15 protein-coding genes and 1 pseudogene are annotated in these 16,145 nt (G+C 68.7%); 10 read left to right on the forward strand and 6 right to left on the reverse strand.

All coding sequences use genetic code 11. The features are described 5' to 3' along the window. Positions 1-105 precede the first annotated feature (105 nt). The 4 genes from V7Z98_RS01960 (at position 106) to folE2 (ending at position 4,152) form a co-directional block, all read left to right on the forward strand. A complete protein-coding gene (locus V7Z98_RS01960) occupies positions 106-393 on the forward strand; it encodes an exodeoxyribonuclease VII small subunit (protein ID WP_334156797.1) in 288 nt (95 codons plus the stop codon). Next, positions 390-1,310 (forward strand): polyprenyl synthetase family protein, encoded by a 921-nt coding sequence (locus tag V7Z98_RS01965; RefSeq protein ID WP_293259674.1) that lies wholly within the window; start codon positions 390-392, stop codon positions 1,308-1,310. The genes V7Z98_RS01960 and V7Z98_RS01965 overlap by 4 nt, the downstream gene beginning before the upstream one ends. A gap of 48 nt (positions 1,311-1,358) precedes the next feature. Then, on the forward strand, positions 1,359-3,200 hold the full coding sequence (gene dxs / locus V7Z98_RS01970; RefSeq protein WP_334156798.1) for a 1-deoxy-D-xylulose-5-phosphate synthase: 1,842 nt from the start codon (positions 1,359-1,361) through the stop codon (positions 3,198-3,200). Positions 3,201-3,345: 145 nt separating this feature from the next. Next, positions 3,346-4,152 carry a GTP cyclohydrolase FolE2 gene (gene folE2, locus V7Z98_RS01975; protein WP_293259669.1) on the forward strand — a complete coding sequence of 269 codons (807 nt, stop codon included), beginning with the start codon at positions 3,346-3,348 and terminating at the stop codon, positions 4,150-4,152. A gap of 218 nt (positions 4,153-4,370) precedes the next feature. Here folE2 and rplS read toward each other — a convergent pair whose 3' ends face one another. The 4 genes from rplS to rpsP all read right to left on the reverse strand — a co-directional run bounded on the left by rplS (position 4,371) and on the right by rpsP (position 6,515). After that, positions 4,371-4,736 (reverse strand): 50S ribosomal protein L19, encoded by a 366-nt coding sequence (rplS, locus tag V7Z98_RS01980; protein WP_293259667.1) that lies wholly within the window; start codon positions 4,734-4,736, stop codon positions 4,371-4,373. 71 nt (positions 4,737-4,807) lie between these two features. Next, positions 4,808-5,638, reverse strand: coding sequence for a tRNA (guanosine(37)-N1)-methyltransferase TrmD (gene trmD, locus V7Z98_RS01985; protein ID WP_334156799.1), 831 nt, complete (start codon positions 5,636-5,638; stop codon positions 4,808-4,810). 5 nt (positions 5,639-5,643) lie between these two features. Continuing rightward, complete coding sequence (gene rimM, locus V7Z98_RS01990; RefSeq protein WP_334156800.1) at positions 5,644-6,213, reverse strand: ribosome maturation factor RimM; 570 nt, start codon at positions 6,211-6,213, stop codon at positions 5,644-5,646. Positions 6,214-6,260: 47 nt separating this feature from the next. Continuing rightward, positions 6,261-6,515 carry a 30S ribosomal protein S16 gene (rpsP, locus tag V7Z98_RS01995; protein ID WP_334156801.1) on the reverse strand — a complete coding sequence of 85 codons (255 nt, stop codon included), beginning with the start codon at positions 6,513-6,515 and terminating at the stop codon, positions 6,261-6,263. Positions 6,516-6,789: 274 nt separating this feature from the next. On the opposite strand from rpsP, the gene V7Z98_RS02000 reads away from it, so the two are divergent. Next, the gene (locus tag V7Z98_RS02000; RefSeq protein WP_334156802.1) at positions 6,790-8,283 is read left to right on the forward strand and encodes a hypothetical protein; all 1,494 of its coding nucleotides are present in this window, start codon (positions 6,790-6,792) and stop codon (positions 8,281-8,283) included. An 83-nt stretch (positions 8,284-8,366) separates the two neighbouring features. On the opposite strand, the gene V7Z98_RS02005 is transcribed toward V7Z98_RS02000, so the two are convergent. After that, the gene (locus V7Z98_RS02005; protein WP_334156803.1) at positions 8,367-9,236 is read right to left on the reverse strand and encodes a YihY family inner membrane protein; all 870 of its coding nucleotides are present in this window, start codon (positions 9,234-9,236) and stop codon (positions 8,367-8,369) included. Between the two features lie 219 nt (positions 9,237-9,455). On the opposite strand from V7Z98_RS02005, the gene wrbA reads away from it, so the two are divergent. Both wrbA and V7Z98_RS02015 read left to right on the forward strand, forming a co-directional pair. Then, positions 9,456-10,055 (forward strand): NAD(P)H:quinone oxidoreductase, encoded by a 600-nt coding sequence (gene wrbA, locus V7Z98_RS02010; protein ID WP_293260306.1) that lies wholly within the window; start codon positions 9,456-9,458, stop codon positions 10,053-10,055. Further along, complete coding sequence (locus V7Z98_RS02015; RefSeq protein ID WP_334156804.1) at positions 10,052-10,441, forward strand: DUF2069 domain-containing protein; 390 nt, start codon at positions 10,052-10,054, stop codon at positions 10,439-10,441. The genes wrbA and V7Z98_RS02015 overlap by 4 nt, the downstream gene beginning before the upstream one ends. Positions 10,442-10,769: 328 nt before the next feature. Here the strand turns inward: V7Z98_RS02015 and V7Z98_RS02020 are convergent, their stop codons facing one another. Continuing rightward, positions 10,770-12,320, reverse strand: coding sequence for a 2-isopropylmalate synthase (locus V7Z98_RS02020; RefSeq protein ID WP_334156805.1), 1,551 nt, complete (start codon positions 12,318-12,320; stop codon positions 10,770-10,772). Between the two features lie 287 nt (positions 12,321-12,607). On the opposite strand from V7Z98_RS02020, the pseudogene V7Z98_RS02025 reads away from it, so the two are divergent. The 3 genes and pseudogenes from V7Z98_RS02025 (at position 12,608) to V7Z98_RS02035 (ending at position 16,042) form a co-directional block, all read left to right on the forward strand. Next, a pseudogene (locus V7Z98_RS02025) lies at positions 12,608-13,738 on the forward strand (SDR family oxidoreductase). 196 nt (positions 13,739-13,934) lie between these two features. Continuing rightward, positions 13,935-14,657 (forward strand): response regulator transcription factor, encoded by a 723-nt coding sequence (locus V7Z98_RS02030; RefSeq protein ID WP_334156806.1) that lies wholly within the window; start codon positions 13,935-13,937, stop codon positions 14,655-14,657. Next, positions 14,654-16,042 (forward strand): sensor histidine kinase, encoded by a 1,389-nt coding sequence (locus V7Z98_RS02035; protein ID WP_334156807.1) that lies wholly within the window; start codon positions 14,654-14,656, stop codon positions 16,040-16,042. The genes V7Z98_RS02030 and V7Z98_RS02035 overlap by 4 nt, the downstream gene beginning before the upstream one ends. Positions 16,043-16,145: the final 103 nt, after the last annotated feature.

Below are 16,145 nucleotides of genomic sequence, written 5' to 3' on the forward strand. Positions count from 1 at the left end.
AAAAATTCTGTTAAAACAACAGGGAGGCGGGATTTTAGCCGGGTTCCAATTTGACCAAAAGCCTTTTTTTACGGTACGTTTCCCGGTTTCCCCTGTCCCATTGATATGGATCAACCCGGCACCCACACCCGGAAAGCCGCGCCAGCGGCCGGCGACACGGCGCCTTCCGCCTCCGGCGCGCCCACCTTCGAGGACGCCCTGGCCGAGCTGGAGCGCCTGGTCCAGGGCATGGAAGGCGGCCAGCTGCCGCTCGAAGCCTCCCTCGAAGCCTATCGCCGCGGCATGGAGCTGCTCAAGCTCTGCCAGGGCCAGCTGGCCGAGGCGGAACAGCGCATCCAGGTGCTCGAAGCCGGCGCCCTGCGCGACCTGCCCGCCCCCGGAGGCGCGGCATGACCGCCCCGCTGCACGACGCCAACGCTCCCTGCACTCCCTTCCCCGACTGGATGGCAGCCGCCCAGGCGCGCACCGAGCGCGCCCTGGCCCGCCTGCTGCCCGGCGCCGACCAGACGCCCGCCCGGCTCCATGACGCCATGCGCTACGCCGCCCTGGGCGGCGGCAAGCGGGTGCGCCCCCTGCTCGCCTTCGCCGCCGGCGACGTGAGCGGCGCCGCCCCTGCGGCGGTCGAGGTGGCGGCCTGTGCCGTGGAGATGATCCACGCCTATTCCCTGGTGCACGACGACCTGCCGTGCATGGACGACGACGTGCTGCGCCGCGGCCGTCCCACCTGCCACGTCGAATACGACGAGCCCACCGCCCTGCTGGTGGGCGACGCCCTGCAGACCCTGGCCTTCGAGCTGCTTGCCCGGGAGTCCATCGCCACCCCGGCGGTGCAACTGGAGATGGTCGCCCTGCTCGCCCATGCCTCGGGCTCCCAGGGCATGGCCGGCGGCCAGGCCATCGACCTGGCCTCGGTGGGCAAGCCCCTCACCCAGCCCGAGCTGGAGTTGATGCACGTGCTGAAGACCGGCGCCCTGATCCGCGCCGCCGTGCTGCTCGGCGCCCTGGCAGGCTCGCCCCTGCCCGCCGCCGAACGGGAGCGCCTCGACCACTTCGCCAAGCGCGCCGGCCTGCTCTTCCAGGTGGTGGACGATATTCTCGACTGCACCGCCAGCACCGCCACCCTGGGCAAGACCGCCGGCAAGGACGCCGCCGCCGACAAGCCCACCTACGTCAGCCTGCTCGGCCTCACCGCCGCCCAGGACTTGGCCGAATCCCTGCAGCGCGACGCCCTGGCGGCCCTCGAACCGTTCGGTCCCCGGGCCGAACGGCTACGCCAGCTGACCGGATTCATCACCAACCGTCGCTATTGAGGCGGGCAGCCCACGCCACCCAACCTCCCACGCAGCAGCCCCGCGGTCATGACCTCCCCCCTTCTCGCCACCATCGACCAGCCCGCCGATCTGCGCCGGCTCGACCGCAAACAGCTCAAGGCCCTGGCTGACGAACTGCGCGCCTACATCCTCGATTCGGTCTCGCACACCGGCGGCCACCTGTCGTCCAACCTGGGCACGGTGGAACTGACCATCGCCCTGCACACCGTCTTCAACACGCCCGAAGACCGACTGGTGTGGGACGTGGGCCACCAGACCTACCCGCACAAGATCCTCACCGGCCGCCGCGAGCGCATGGCCACCCTGCGCCAGTACCACGGCCTGTCGGGCTTTCCCAAGCGCTGCGAGAGCGAGTACGACACCTTTGGCGTCGGCCACTCCTCCACCTCGATCTCCGCCGCCCTGGGCATGGCCCTGGCGGCCAAGCTCAAGGGCGAGGAGCGGCGTACCGTGGCAATCATCGGCGACGGCGCCATGAGCGCCGGTCAGGCCTTCGAGGCCCTCAACAACGCCGGGGTCTCGGACGCCAACCTGCTGGTCATCCTCAACGACAACGAGATGTCCATCTCGCCGCCGGTGGGGGCGCTCAACAAATACCTGGTACGTCTGCTCTCCGGCCGCACCTACAACGCCGCCCGGCGCGGCGCCGAGAAGGTCCTCGGCGTGGCCCCGCCGCTCCTCGAACTGGCGCGCCGCGCCGAGGAGCACATGAAGGGCATGATCAACCCGGGCACCCTGTTCGAGGAATTCGGCTTCACCTACTTCGGCCCCATCGACGGCCACGACCTGGACGCCCTGATCCCCACCCTGGAGAACCTGAAGAGCCTCACCGGGCCGATCTTCCTCCACGTGGTGACCAAGAAGGGCCAGGGCTACAAGCTGGCCGAGGCCGACCCGGTGCTGTACCACGGCGTCTCCAAGTTCGACACCGAGAACGGTATCCAGGGCGGCAAAAGCGGCGGCAAACCGACCTATACCGCCATCTTCGGCGACTGGCTGTGCGACATGGCCGCCGACGACGACAAGCTGATGGGCATCACCCCGGCCATGCGCGAGGGCTCCGGCCTGGTCAAGTTCGCCGAGCAGTTCCCCAAACGCTACTTCGACGTGGGCATCGCCGAGCAGCACGCCGTCACCTTCGCCGCCGGCCTGGCCTGCGAGGGCCTCAAGCCGGTGGTGGCGATCTATTCCACCTTCCTGCAACGCGCTTACGACCAGCTGGTCCACGACGTGGCGCTGCAAAATCTGGACGTGACCTTCGCCATCGACCGGGGCGGCCTGGTCGGCGCCGACGGGGCAACCCACCACGGCGCCTTCGACCTGTCGTTCCTGGCCTGCATCCCCAACATGGTGGTGATGGCTCCGGCCGACGAGGCCGAGTGCCGTGCCCTGCTGTCCACCGCTTACCACTACCCCGGCCCGGCGGCGGTACGCTACCCCCGCGGCAGCGGCCTGGGCGTGGCCCCGGGTGCCAGCCTGGACCCCCTGCCCCTGGGTAAGGGCGAAATCCGCCGCGAGGGCAACGACGTGGCCCTGCTGGCCTTCGGCAGCATGGTGGCGCCGGCCCTCAAGGCCGCCGAGGCCCTGGACGCCACCGTGGCCAACATGCGCTTCATCAAGCCCCTCGACGCCGACCTGGTCGAACAACTGGCCCGCAGCCACGGCACCCTGGTGGTGATCGAGGAGAACGCCGCCATCGGCGGTGCCGGCAGCGAAGTGGCCCGGGTGCTCGAAGAGCGCGGCCTCACGCCCCGCCTGATCCGCCTCGGCCTGCCCGACCGCTTCGTCGACCACGGCGACCAGGTCCAACTGCTGGCCGAAGTCGGCCTGGACGCCGCCGGAATCATTGCCGCCGTGCGGGGAAACTAGCCCTGGCGCGGTTCTCCGGCCGACAGGTGCCAATAGCCGCCGATAGTCAGCCCCCATGGCGGCAATAGTTGAGTATTTTGCTTAGGTATTTAAACTGGCTCATGTTAGCCTCCCCTAACCCCTAACCGAGCCGTTAGGTAAAACAATGACTGCTACCCCCCAACACCTCGCCATCCCCGACGTCCAGGCCAGTGCGGACACCCGCCAGCTGGCGATCAACAAGGTCGGCATCAAGTCGATCCGCCACCCGGTCAAGATCAGCGACCGCAGCGGCGACGTGCAGCACACCGTGGCCAACTTCAACATGTACGTGGGCCTGCCGCACAACTTCAAGGGCACCCACATGTCCCGCTTCGTGGAGATTCTCAACTCCCGCGAACGCGAGATCTCGGTGGAATCGTTCCCCGCCATGCTCAGCGACATGGTGCTCCGCCTGGAGGCCGAAACCGGCCACATCGAGATGAATTTCCCGTACTTCATCAACAAGACGGCGCCGGTTTCCGGCGTGCAGAGCCTGATGGACTACGACGTGACCTTCATCGGCGACATCCGCAACAACCAGGTCACCTTCTCCCTCAGGGTGGTGGTGCCGGTGACCAGCCTGTGCCCCTGCTCGAAGAAGATTTCCGACTACGGCGCCCACAACCAGCGTTCCCACGTCACCATCACCGCCGAGCTCGACGGCCACCTGTGGATCGAGGAACTAGTGCGCCTGGTGGAGGACGAAGCCTCCTGCGAGCTGTACGGCCTGTTGAAGCGCCCGGACGAGAAGTTCGTCACCGAGCGCGCCTACGACAACCCGAAGTTCGTCGAGGACATGGTCCGCGACGTGGCCGCCCGCCTCAACGCCGAACCCCGCGTGGTGGCCTACGTGGCCGAATCGGAGAACTTCGAGTCGATCCACAACCACTCGGCCTACGCCCTGATCGAGCGCGACAAGCGCCAGGGCTGAAACGGCCTCACCGTCCCGGCGCCGCGCGACCGGCACGACCGCAAAAAAGCCCGGCCTGAGTGCCGGGCTTTTTCGTTCCTCCTACCCCGGTGCTGCCGCCCACCGGACAAAAGGACAAATAAGGACAAAAAAACGGGGCGCCCGGAAAACCGGGCGCCCCGTTGCGTCGTTGCCACCGGCAACCCGCCGCGGAACGGCGGACTGTCGGCAGCAGGGCATCAGCCCTGGCGACGCTCGAGCTTTTCCTTGATCCGGGCGGACTTGCCGGAACGCTCGCGCAGGTAGTACAGCTTGGCGCGGCGCACGTCACCGCGGCGCTTCACTTCGATCGAAGCCACCAGGGGGGAGTAGACCTGGAAGGTCCGCTCCACGCCTTCGCCGGAGGAGATCTTGCGCACGATGACGGAGGAGTTGAGGCCGCGGTTGCGCTTGGCGATCACCACGCCTTCGTAGGCCTGCAGACGCTCGCGGTTGCCTTCCTTGACCTTGACCTGGACGACGACGGTGTCGCCGGGGGCGTAGTCGGGAAGGGTCTTGCCCAGGCGGGCGATTTCTTCTTGTTCCAGTTGCTGGATCAGGTTCATGTCGAACTCCTTGTTGGACGGGAAGGCTGCTGTGATACGACCCGTTTATGTCGACCGCAGAGCTGCTCGTTTCAGGTCGAAGGGGATTCCGCCTGGGCGGCCTCCCGCTCGATTTCCGCGAGCAGATGCGCTTCTTCGGCCGTAAACGGCCGACTTGCCTTCAGCTTCGCGAGAAGCTCCGGGCGGCGTTCCCGGGTCCGCGCCAACGCCATTTTCAGGCGCCAGCGGCGAATTTCCTTGTGGTTGCCGGACAGTAACACGGCCGGCACCGGCATTCCTTCGTACACCTCGGGGCGGGTGTAGTGGGGGCAGTCGAGCAGCCCCGTGACGAACGAGTCCTCCACGGCGGAAGCGGCATCGTTCAGCACCCCCGGCAATTGCCGCACGACGGCGTCGATCAACGCCATCGCCGGAATCTCGCCCCCTGAAAGGACGAAATCCCCGAGCGAAATCTCTTCATCGACGCAGCGCTGGATCAGCCGCTCGTCGACCCCTTCGTAGCGCCCGCACAGCAGCACCAGCCCGGGTTCGTCCTTCAGCGCCATGACCCGCTCGTGGGTCAGGGGCGCGCCTTGCGGCGACAGGTAGATCACCCGGCTGCGCGCCGCACCGGCCGCGCGTTGCCGCGCCTTGGCCGCCTCAATCGCTGCCGCCAGGGGCGCCGGCTGCATCACCATGCCGGGACCGCCGCCGAAGGGCCGGTCGTCCACCCGCCGGTAGTTATCCGACGTGAAGTCGCGCGGGTTCCAGCAGTTCAGCGTCCAGCGGCCCTCTTCCAAGCCGCGGCGGGTGACACCATATTGTCCGACGGCGGCGAACATTTCCGGAAAAATGGTCACCACGTCGAAGGCCAGGGCAGACACCGGCTGCTGCGCCTGCAAAACCTGCTCCGGCTGCGTCACCGCGTTTACCAGTCCCGCTGCCAGTCCACCCGGATCACCCCGGGGGCGCCGTTCTTCGGCAAGATCACCTCGCGGACCACCTGCTCGACGAAGGGCAGCAGATGCTCCCGGGGCTTCTTCTCGCCGGGGGCCGCCGCGTCCTCGCGGACTTGCAGCACATCGTTGGCGCCGGTTTCCAGCAGGCCGTAGACCGTGCCGAGGGCGTCGCCCTGCAAGGTTTCCACCGGCAGGCCGATCAGGTCGCCCCAGTAGTAGGCGTCCGGCTCGGGCCGGGGCATCTCGGACCGGGGCGCGCCGATGTAGGCGCCTTTGAGCGCTTCGGCACCGCTCCGGTCGGACACGCCGGTGAATTGAGCCACCAGACCGTCGCCGTGCCACTTGCACCCAGCCAGGGGCAATGCCTTCCAGCCGGTTTCCTCGGAGCCGACCCACCAGTGGAGCATCTTGCCCCACTCCAGCGGATCGTCGCCGAAGGGATGGACCCGCACCCAGCCACGAACGCCGTAGGCGTCCGTGATCCGCCCGAGCACGATGACCGGAGCCGCTTGCTCGTGAGAGGCAGCAGCGTCAGCCATGGCTACGGGACGGGGCGAATCCGGCAAACTCACTCCCCGAGCGTGGCTCAGGCAGCGACTTTGGCAGCGTACTGCTTGGCCAGACGGGCCACGGTCGGGGACAGCTGGGCGCCGGTGCCGATCCAGTATTGCAGACGGTCCATGGCGATGCGCAGGCCTTCCTCGGACTCGGCAGCCACGGGGTTGTAGAAGCCGATGCGCTCAATGAAGCGGCCGTCGCGGCGATTACGGGAATCAGCCACCACCAGAGTGTAGAAAGGACGTTTTTTCGCGCCACCGCGGGCGAGACGAATCACAACCATCGTTGTTCTTCCCGGTTAAGGATTGTGGAAAAAGCCGGAAATTATAACAAGATCGGGGACTTAAACAAGACCGGCGGGACTTTTTTTGCCGTCCCGCCCGCCCCAGAAGCCCTGGCGCCCCGCCACGCCGCCCCGGGACGTTTTGCGCTATGCTGCTCGCACGCGCCCCGCGCCCGCACACACAGCGATCAACACGTCGACGAACACCCACCCGGACGGCCGGTACGGAAGCCCTCCCGACACTCCGGCACATCCCCTACCCGCTCCGCCGCCCATGCCCGATCCAACCGCCGACGCTTCGCGCCTCGCCGCCATCCTGGAGTGGCTGAGCCTGCCTCCACTGCCCGACGCCACGGCGGATCTGGCGGCCCTCGACCAGCAGCGTGCCGCCCTCCGCCCCTTGGCGCTCACGGGCCAGGAGCGCCTGCAAGCGCTCAACCGGCTGGCCGCCCGGACCATGGTGGCCATCAACGGCGCCCAGTCCCAACTGAGCGACCAGCCCCTGCCCCTGCCGCGCAAGCTGCGTGGCCTGACCCGGGCCCTGCTCGACCTCAGCGCCGCCCTGGCGGACGATTTCGACGCCCTGCTGGCCAGTCCCGGCACCGCCGGCCAACTGGCGCCGCAGCGGGCCCAGATTCGCCACCGCACCCTGCTGCTGCGCCGCCTGCACCTGGAAATCGCCGGGCTCGCCGGCACCCCGCCCCATCCCGATGCCTGGTCCGGCCTGCACGGCGCTTTTACCGCCGCCGAGCGTGAGGGCCTGGCCGACGGCAGCCCGTCCCGGGGCGAGCGCAGCGCCCGCCTCGAATACGCCCACGCCCTTTTGCTCGGGCTGGTGCCGGCCGGCGCTCTGGGCGCCGGGGCCTACGCCCTGGCCCGGCGCATCGGTGCTGCTCTGGCCGAGGAGCTGGAATTCCTACCCGGCCCGGACGGCGGACACCGGGGCCTGTTCTGGATCGAACCCGGCCGCGACATCCCGCCGGTAGCCCTGGCGCGCCGCCCGCCCCCACCGGACACCCCGGCGCGCTGGGTGGCCGGCGACCGGGCTGCCCGGCGCCTGGTCCAGCTGGCCGCGAGCGGCCAGGCGGAGCGCCTGGGCCTGCCGGCCGCCCACGGCGTTGCCCTGCTGCAACAACACCAACCGACCCTGGACAAGCTGGCCGGCCTGTGGGGAAAACCGGCCAAGCGCCGCTTCCCCCGCCGCCGCCAGAACTACCGGGCGCGCCTGTGCATCGGCCTGCCGGCGGTCTGGGCGCTCCTGGCCGGCCGTCTGCCCGAGGATGACGAAACCCGCTTTTCGCGCTGGATGGTGACCAACGAAAGCCCCGACGGCTATGCCGCCATGCACTTGTCCGGCCCCACCGACCCGGTGCGGCCCGGCGAAGTGGTGGCGATCCAGGGGGAAAAGTCGCCCCAATGGCACGTCGCCCTGGTGCGCTGGGTGATCTCGGAAAATCCGGAGCATCTGGAACTGGGGCTCCAGCTCGCCGCCCCCCGGGCCCAGGCCGCCCGGGTCGGCGACCCGGCCCAGGGCGCCGCGGGGGAAACCCCGGCCCTGTTCCTGCCCGGCATGCCCGGAGTGCGCCCCGCCCCGGCCCTGATCGTCCCCGTCGGCACGGTGGACGAGGACACCCCCAGGTTGGCCGTGACCATCGAAAGCCGGGACGGCGCCACCGCCGAAACCCTGGAGGCCCAGCCCACGTCGCGCCTTGAGAGCACCGCCAGCGTCTGCCTACTGCAACTGGCGACGATGACCGCAGCGCACTGAAGGCGCCAATCCTCACCGGCGCTCACCATACCCGCACCGACGTCCCTGAAGGCTCCCCCAGGGCGAAAGCCCGCCGGATTACCCTACCCCGCCTCCCCCACGCCGCCCCGGGTGGCCGCCACCAGGGCGCCCACCAGCACCACGTTCCAGGTTAGGTAAAGCCAGAGCAGAAAGATCGGCACGGCTGCGAAGGCGCCGTAGATCAGGGTGTAGGACGGAAACGAGGCCAGGTACCAGGCGAACAGGCGTTGCAACAGCGCCAGCCCGGCGGTGGCGGCCACCGCCCCCACCAAGGCGTCGCCCCAGCGCACCGGGGCGTTGGGCACCCGCCAGTAGAGCAGGAAGAACATGCCCACCGGCGCCGCCCAGGCCAGCAGGTTGAAGAGCCACTGGCGCAGCCAGCGCCCCTCGCTGAACCAGCCCAGGGACAGGGACAGGGCGAAGGTGACCACGCCGAAACCCAGCGCCAGGGCCGCCGGCCCCAGGATGAGCATGGCCCCGAACAGCTTGGCCCGGCCCGCCAGGGTGCGCCCCTGGGCGACCTGCCAAACGTGGTTGAAGGCCCGCTCGATGCTCACCGCCAGCAGCAGGGTGGTGAGCAGCAGGAAGCCCAGGCCCACCAGGGTGAGCTTGGTGGCCTTCTGGGAAAACAGCAGGGCGTACTTGGTCACCACCACCCCGGCCTTGTCCGGCAGCAGGTTGGCGAACAGCACCTTCTGCACGTCGACCATCAGGGTCGAATAAAAGGGTAGGGACGACACCACCACCAGGGCGATGGTCACCAGGGGCACCAGGGACAGCAGGGTGGTGTAGGCCAGGCTGGCAGACAGCTGGGCGAAGTGCTCCTGCCGGTAGCGGCGCGCCACCCGGGCGGCGAAGCGCAACGGGTTGGACGGGCCGCCGACAGAGCCGCGACGGGCGGCAGGGGAACGGTGCAAACGGGAACGGGCCATGGGGCCGCTATAATAGCGGATTGCCCGGGGAGGCCGGCCGGTGGCGCCAGTCGGCACACCAACCGGACTCCGCGCGAATCCCACGCACTCCCCAGCATTGCCGGCGTCATGGGCGGCCCAGCCACATCCTTGGCCCACGCCTCTGGCGGCCAGAAACGCCACGCCGGCGCCCCTCCCCTTTTTTCCCGTCCTTCCAACCAGACGACGCCCTCCTTCGCCATGGCCGACATCCTCGTCCTCTATTACAGCCACCGCGGCTCGGTGGCCGCCCTGGCCCGCCAGGTGGCCCGCGGCATCGAATCGGTGCCGGGCATGAGCGCCCGGCTGCGCACCGTGCCCAAGGTCTCGCCGGTGAGCGAAGCCAGCGCCCCGGCCATTCCCGACGACGGCCCGCCCTACGTGGAGCCCGCCGACCTGGCCGAATGCGTTGGCCTGGCCCTGGGCAGCCCGACCCGCTTCGGCAACATGGCCGCGCCGATGAAGTATTTCTGGGACGGCACCATCCCGGCCTGGACCCAGGGCCACCTGGAAGGCAAGCCGGCGGCGGTGTTCACCTCCACCGGCAGCCAGCACGGCGGCCAGGAGACCACCCTGCTGTCGATGATGCTGCCCCTCTTCCACCACGGCATGCTGCTGCTCGGCCTGCCCTACAGCGCCCCGGAACTGTCCGCCACCCCGGCCGGCGGCACCCCCTACGGCGCCAGCCACGTCGCCGGCAGCGGCGGCGATCCCACCCTCCACCCCGACGAGGCGCGCCTGGCCTTCATCCTGGGCCAGCGCCTGGCAAACACCGCGTCCCTATTGGCTCTCAAGGCATGACTCCTCAACAACAAGCATCGGTGCGGCTCTCCAGCCTGGCCGCCAGCGTGGGCCTGATCGGCCTGATCTTTCTCGGCCTCTACTGGGAGATGGCCGGCGCGCCGATCCACCCGGGGGGCTCGTGGATGGTGCTAAAGATCACCCCCCTCCTCTTCGCCGTGTTCGGCATCCTGCGCGGCACGCGCTACACCTACCAGTGGAGTTCCCTGCTCGCCCTGCTCTACCTGATGGAAGGTCTGGTGCGCGCCACCAGCGACCAGAGCCCGGCCTCCCGGGCCTTCGCCTGGTGCGAGGTGGCACTCGCCTGCCTGTACTTCGGCGGCGCCGTGGCCTACGCCCGGCTGACCCGCCCGGTGAAGGCATCGGGCATCACCCAAGGCAAGTAAGGCAGAGCCGCCCGGGGCGGCGATATATTAATTTTCTTCAAGTATCCCGAAGGCTGCCTCGTCAAACTCGGCGACTGGCGCGGACCTTGGCTTTTTTCCTACCCGGACGTATTAATTTTTTTCAAGTAACCGCCTGCTACGCTGCGGACCGCAGGCGCCGGACCGGCTTCGAGCAAAAGCCGATAAGCACAACCGGAACGACGCCCGGCGCAACTCTGCCGCAACGAAAACGCCGCATCCGAGGATGCGGCGTTTTCGTTTCCGGAACCGACCGGGCAGCCAGGCGGAGCCGCCCGGACCGGCGCCGGCAAGCGCGGCGTTTTGACGCTTAGATGTCGCCCTGGGGGTTCACCTTGCCCGGACAGGATTCCAGCTTGTTCAGGGCGTTCAGGTAGGCCTTGGCCGAGGCGATGACGATGTCGGTGTCGGCGCCCTGGCCATTGACGATGCGGCCGCCCTTGGACAGGCGCACGGTCACTTCGCCCTGGGCGTCGGTGCCGGTAGTGATGGCGTTCACCGAGTACAGCAGCAGCTCGGAACCGCTCGCGGCGATCTGCTCGATGGCCGAGAAGGCCGCATCCACCGGGCCGCTGCCCGTGGCCTGGGCCTTGCGCTCGGCGCCGCCCACGGACAGGGTCAGGCTGCATTCCGGAGTCTCGCCGGTTTCGGAGCAGACGTGGGAATAGACCAGCTTGTAGTGCTCGCTCTCGGCGGACACCACCTCGTCGGACACCAGGGCTTGCAGGTCTTCGTCGAAAATCTCGTGCTTCTTGTCGGCCAGTTCCTTGAAGCGGGCGAAGGCCGAATTGAGGGCCTCGTCGGAGTCGAACACGATGCCCAGCTCGGTCAGCCGGGTCTTGAAGGCGTTGCGGCCGGAGTGCTTGCCCAGCACCAGCTTGTTCTGGGTCCAGCCCACGTCCTCGGCGCGCATGATCTCGTAGGTCTCGCGGTGCTTGAGCACGCCGTCCTGGTGGATGCCCGATTCGTGGGCGAAGGCGTTGGCGCCGACGATGGCCTTGTTCGGCTGCACCGGGTAGCCGGTGATCTGGGAGATCAGCTTGGAGGCCGGCACGATCTGGGTGGTGTCGATGCGGGTCTCCACCGGGAAGATGTCGCCCCGGGTACGCACCGCCATCACCACCTCTTCGAGGGAAGCGTTGCCGGCCCGCTCGCCCAGACCGTTGATGGTGCATTCCACCTGACGGGCGCCGGCCTGGACGGCAGCCAGGGAGTTGGCCACGGCCAGACCCAGGTCGTTGTGGCAGTGCACCGACCACACCACCTTGTCCGAGTTGGGCACCCGGGCGATCACCTGGCGCAGGGTCTCGGCGAACTGGCAGGGCAGGTTGTAGCCGACGGTGTCGGGCACGTTGATGGTCTTGGCGCCGGCCTTGATCACCTCTTCGAAGATGCGGCAGAGAAAGTCCAGCTCGGACCGGCCGGCGTCCTCGGCGGAAAACTCCACGTCGTCGGTATGCTGGCGCGCCCAGCCCACCGCCTTGACCGCCTGCTCGACCACCTGGTCCGGGGTCATGCGCAGCTTCTTCTCCATATGGATCGGGCTGGTGGCGATAAAGGTATGGATGCGGCCGCGCTGGGCGGGCTTGATCGCCTCGCCAGCACGGCGGATGTCGTTCTCGTTGGCCCGGGCCAGGGAACAAACGGTGGAATCCTTGATGGCCTCGGCGATGCTGTGGATGGCGTCGAAATCGCCCGGGGAGGCGGCGGCGAAGCCGGCCTCGATCACGTCCACGCGCATGCGCTCCAGCTGGCGGGCCACCCGCAGCTTCTCGTCCTTGGTCATGGAAGCGCCGGGGCTCTGCTCGCCGTCGCGCAAGGTGGTATCGAAGATCACCAGCCGGTCTTTGTTCGTACTCATGATGCCCAAACTCCGAATGTGAGGATTCGCGGCGCGGCCGCCGGAGGCGCCGGCCCGCTTGTCGTTGTTGTTGCCGCGCCGGACGCGGCGGCGGCCCGATGCGAATAGTACCAAAAGTACCCAAGCCCGCCCCGGGCCGTCGCCGGATGCCGTTTGCATCGCCAATCACCCATGCACCATTTTGGGGCTTGTCATATCCCAGTCAGCGAGACCGGGGAGAATGCTCCGCCTTGATCGTCGGCGTGGTGTATCCACGCTTTTCTTTTTTGCCAATGGCCCAGCCGCACATGACCACCACTCCCCAGTCCGCCCAGCCCGCCACCCTGCTCCTGACCGGCGCCACCGGCTTCCTCGGCGGCGCCATCATGGCGCGGCTGATCGAGGGCGACCAGTGGGACAACACCCTGTTCCTCGTCCGCGCCGCCACTCCCGAGGAAGGCCTCGCCCGGCTCACCGCCGTCCTGCGCCGCTTCGAGGTGCCCGAGCGCCTGCTGTGGCGCTTCTCCCTGTCCTAGGTGATTTGCGGCGACCTGGGCAATGTGGACGACTACATCAACGACGAGCGCCTCGCCAAGGTCACCCACGTGATCAACTGCGCGGCCATCGCCTCCTTCGGCAAGAACCCGCTCATCTGGGCCACCAACGTCGAAGGCACGGAAAATTTCGCCACCCTGCTGCACCGCCGCGCCAAGCTGCAACGCTTCGTGCACGTGGGCACCGCCATGGTCTGCGGCCCCGAGGCCACCACGCCGGTCCACGAAGCGGTGGACCCGGGCCAGGACATCAGCCACCTGGTGGAATACACCGAAAGCAAGATCGAGGCGGAACGCCGCCTGCGCGCCATTCCCGGCCTGCCCCTGGTGGTGGCCCGGCCCTCCATCGTGGTCGGCCACAGCCGCCTGGGCTGCAAGGCCTCCGGCAGCATCTTCTGGGTATTCCGCATGGCCCTGGCCATGGGCTGCTTCACCTGCGACTTCGACGAGAAGATCGACGTGATCCCGGTGGACTACTGCGCCGACGCCCTGCTGCTGCTCGCCCGCAAGCCCGAACTGGCCCACGACCTGTACCACCTGTCCGCCGGTACCGACTGCGCCAGCTCGTTCCGCGAGATCGACGCCGCCATCGCCGAGGCCACCGGCCGGCCGCGCCACGACCACTACCGGCGCCTGCCCTTCGACGCCCTGGCGGCCATGTCGCCCCGCTTCCAGGATTACTTCGGCCCCTGCAACAAGCGCATCATGCTGCGGGCCATCCGCACCTACGGCGACTTCGCCGAGCTGGGCCTGCTGTTCGACGCCAGCCGCCTGCGCGGCGAAGGCATGCCGCCCCCGCCCCGCTTCAACACCTACGCCGGGCTGTGCGCGGCCACCAGCAAGGGCAGCACCATCGCCGAACAGATGACCGTCGATTTCAAATAATTTCAAATACGTAAAAGCTCACGAAAGAGCCCATCAACCCATGGCAGGGCGCCGGGCACGGTGGTAAGTTGACCGGAACGCACCGCCCGGCGCCCGCCGCGCCGGGGCAACCTGTGCGACACTGTTGCCCGTGGGGTCTTTCCCCGCTCGGGCGATTTTCGCCCTCTCACGTTCGCTCACCACGCCCGTTCACGCCATGCGCCTGCTGCTTGTAGAAGACGACTGCCTGTTGGCCGACGGCCTCACCCAGGCCCTCAAATCCGCCGGTTTCGTGGTGGACTGGGTCAAGAACGGCCGGGACGCCGACCGCTGGCTGACCGACCAGGAATACGAACTCGCCATCCTCGACCTGGGCCTGCCCGGGCTGGACGGCACCACCGTGCTGGCGCGCCTGCGCGAGCGCCGGCAGCGCACCCCGGTGCTGATCCTGTCGGCCCGGGAAGCCCTGGAAGAACGGGTCAAGATGCTCGACCTGGGCGCCGACGACTACCTGGTCAAGCCGGTGGCCCTGAGCGAACTGGTGGCCCGCATCCGCGCCCTGATCCGCCGCGGCCGCGCCGCACCCGAGCCGGAACTGCGCCTGGGCCGCCTGCGCCTCGACACCGTGGGCCGCCGCGCCTTCGTGGACGACACCCCCCTGGAACTGACCGCCCGGGAATGGGCCGCCCTGGAATTCCTCGCCAGCCGGGCCGGGCGCATCGTCAGCAAGGAACAGATCATGCAGTCCCTCTACGGCGGGGACGAGGACATCACCCCCAACGCCGTGGAAAAGTTCATCTCCCGTCTGCGCACCAAGCTCGATCCGGAGGGCATCCCCATCCGCACCGTGCGCGGCCTGGGCTACTACCTGGAAAAACCGACCGACGCCGACCACGGCGAAGGCGTCAGCGCCTCCCCGGACGCCGATCTGGCGCCATGAAGCGCCCGGCCAGCCTGCGGGGGCTGCTGCTGCGCTGGCTGCTGCCGGCGACCGTGCTGTTCTCCGGCGCGGCGGCCATCACCGCTTACGGCATCGCCTTCACCAGCGCCTCCCACGCCTACGACCGGGCCCTGCTCGACACGGCCCTGGCCTTGTCTGAGCAGGTCCGGGTCTTCGAGGGTCAGCCCTACGTCACCCTGACCCGCCAGGCCCAGCAGATTCTTCTCACCGACCGCTACGACCGGGTCTTCTACGAGGTGGTGGGCCCGGGGGACGAATTCATCTCCGGCCACCGGGGCCTGCCCCGGCCCGACGAGCCGATCGACGAGGACGACCGCCTCTACTACGACGGCACCTACAGCGGCGAACCGGTGCGCATCGCCGCCCTGTCCATGATCAAGGACGGCATCCCGGTGCTGGTGTTGGTGGCCGAAACGGTAACCAAGCGCGGCAGCCTGGCCCGGGAAATCCTGCTTGGCATGCTGCTGCCGGTGGGGGCATTGATGCTGATGACCCTGGCCTTCGTCTGGTACGGCATCCGCGCCGGCCTGCGCCCCCTGGACGCCCTGCGCGAGGAGCTGGCCCAGCGCTCCCACCACGACCTGCGCCCGGTGGAAACCCGGGTGCCGGTGGAATTGCAGCCGGTGATCAACGAAATCAACCAGCTGCTCGCCCGCCTCGACCTGTCGCTAGCGTCCCAGCGCAGCTTCGTCTCGGACGCCGCCCACCAGCTGCGCACCCCCATCGCCGCCTTGCAGGCCCAGGTGGAAGTGGCTCTGGACGACACCAACCCGGAAACCCGGCGGCACCAGCTCGACCAGATCCGCGCCGCCACCGCCCGCCTGTCGCACCTGGCCCACCAGTTGCTCGCCCTGGCCCGGGCCGAGCCCGGCGGTCTGTCCACCAGCGAGCCCCTGTCCCTGCCCGACATCGCCCATCGGTGCGCCGAAATCTGGCTGCCGGCGGCCCTCAAGAAGGGTATCGACCTGGGCTTCGAACTGGAGCCGGTGACCGTGGTCGGCTCGCCCCTGCTCATCCAGGAACTACTCGGCAACCTGGTGGACAACGCCATCCGCTACACCCCCGGCGGCGGCAACGTGACGGTGCGCTGCGGCCCCCAGGACGGCCTGGCCTGCCTGGTGGTCGAGGACAACGGCCCCGGCGTGGCCCCGGCGGACCGGGCGGCGGTGTTCAACCGCTTCCACCGGGTCGCCGGCAGCCCGGGCGACGGTTGCGGCCTGGGCCTGGCCATCGTCCGGGAAATCGCCCGCCAGCATGGCGGCGACGTGATCCTGGACGAAGCCCCCGGGGGCGGCGCCCGCTTCACCGTGCTGCTGCCGGCGGCACCGGTCGCAAACAGCGCCCGGGACAAGGCGGCCGCCTGAACCCCGCGCCAGTAGGGCATCTCCAGGCATCCCGCCTGAAGCGCCGCATCCGGCGCGGCTTTCCGGTTTAGCCCCACGGAAAGCGGCGTCCAGCCTGGCGCTG

The organism is Oryzomicrobium sp. (assembly GCF_036820405.1).
In the GTDB taxonomy this organism is placed as follows: Bacteria; Pseudomonadota; Gammaproteobacteria; order Burkholderiales; family Rhodocyclaceae; genus Oryzomicrobium.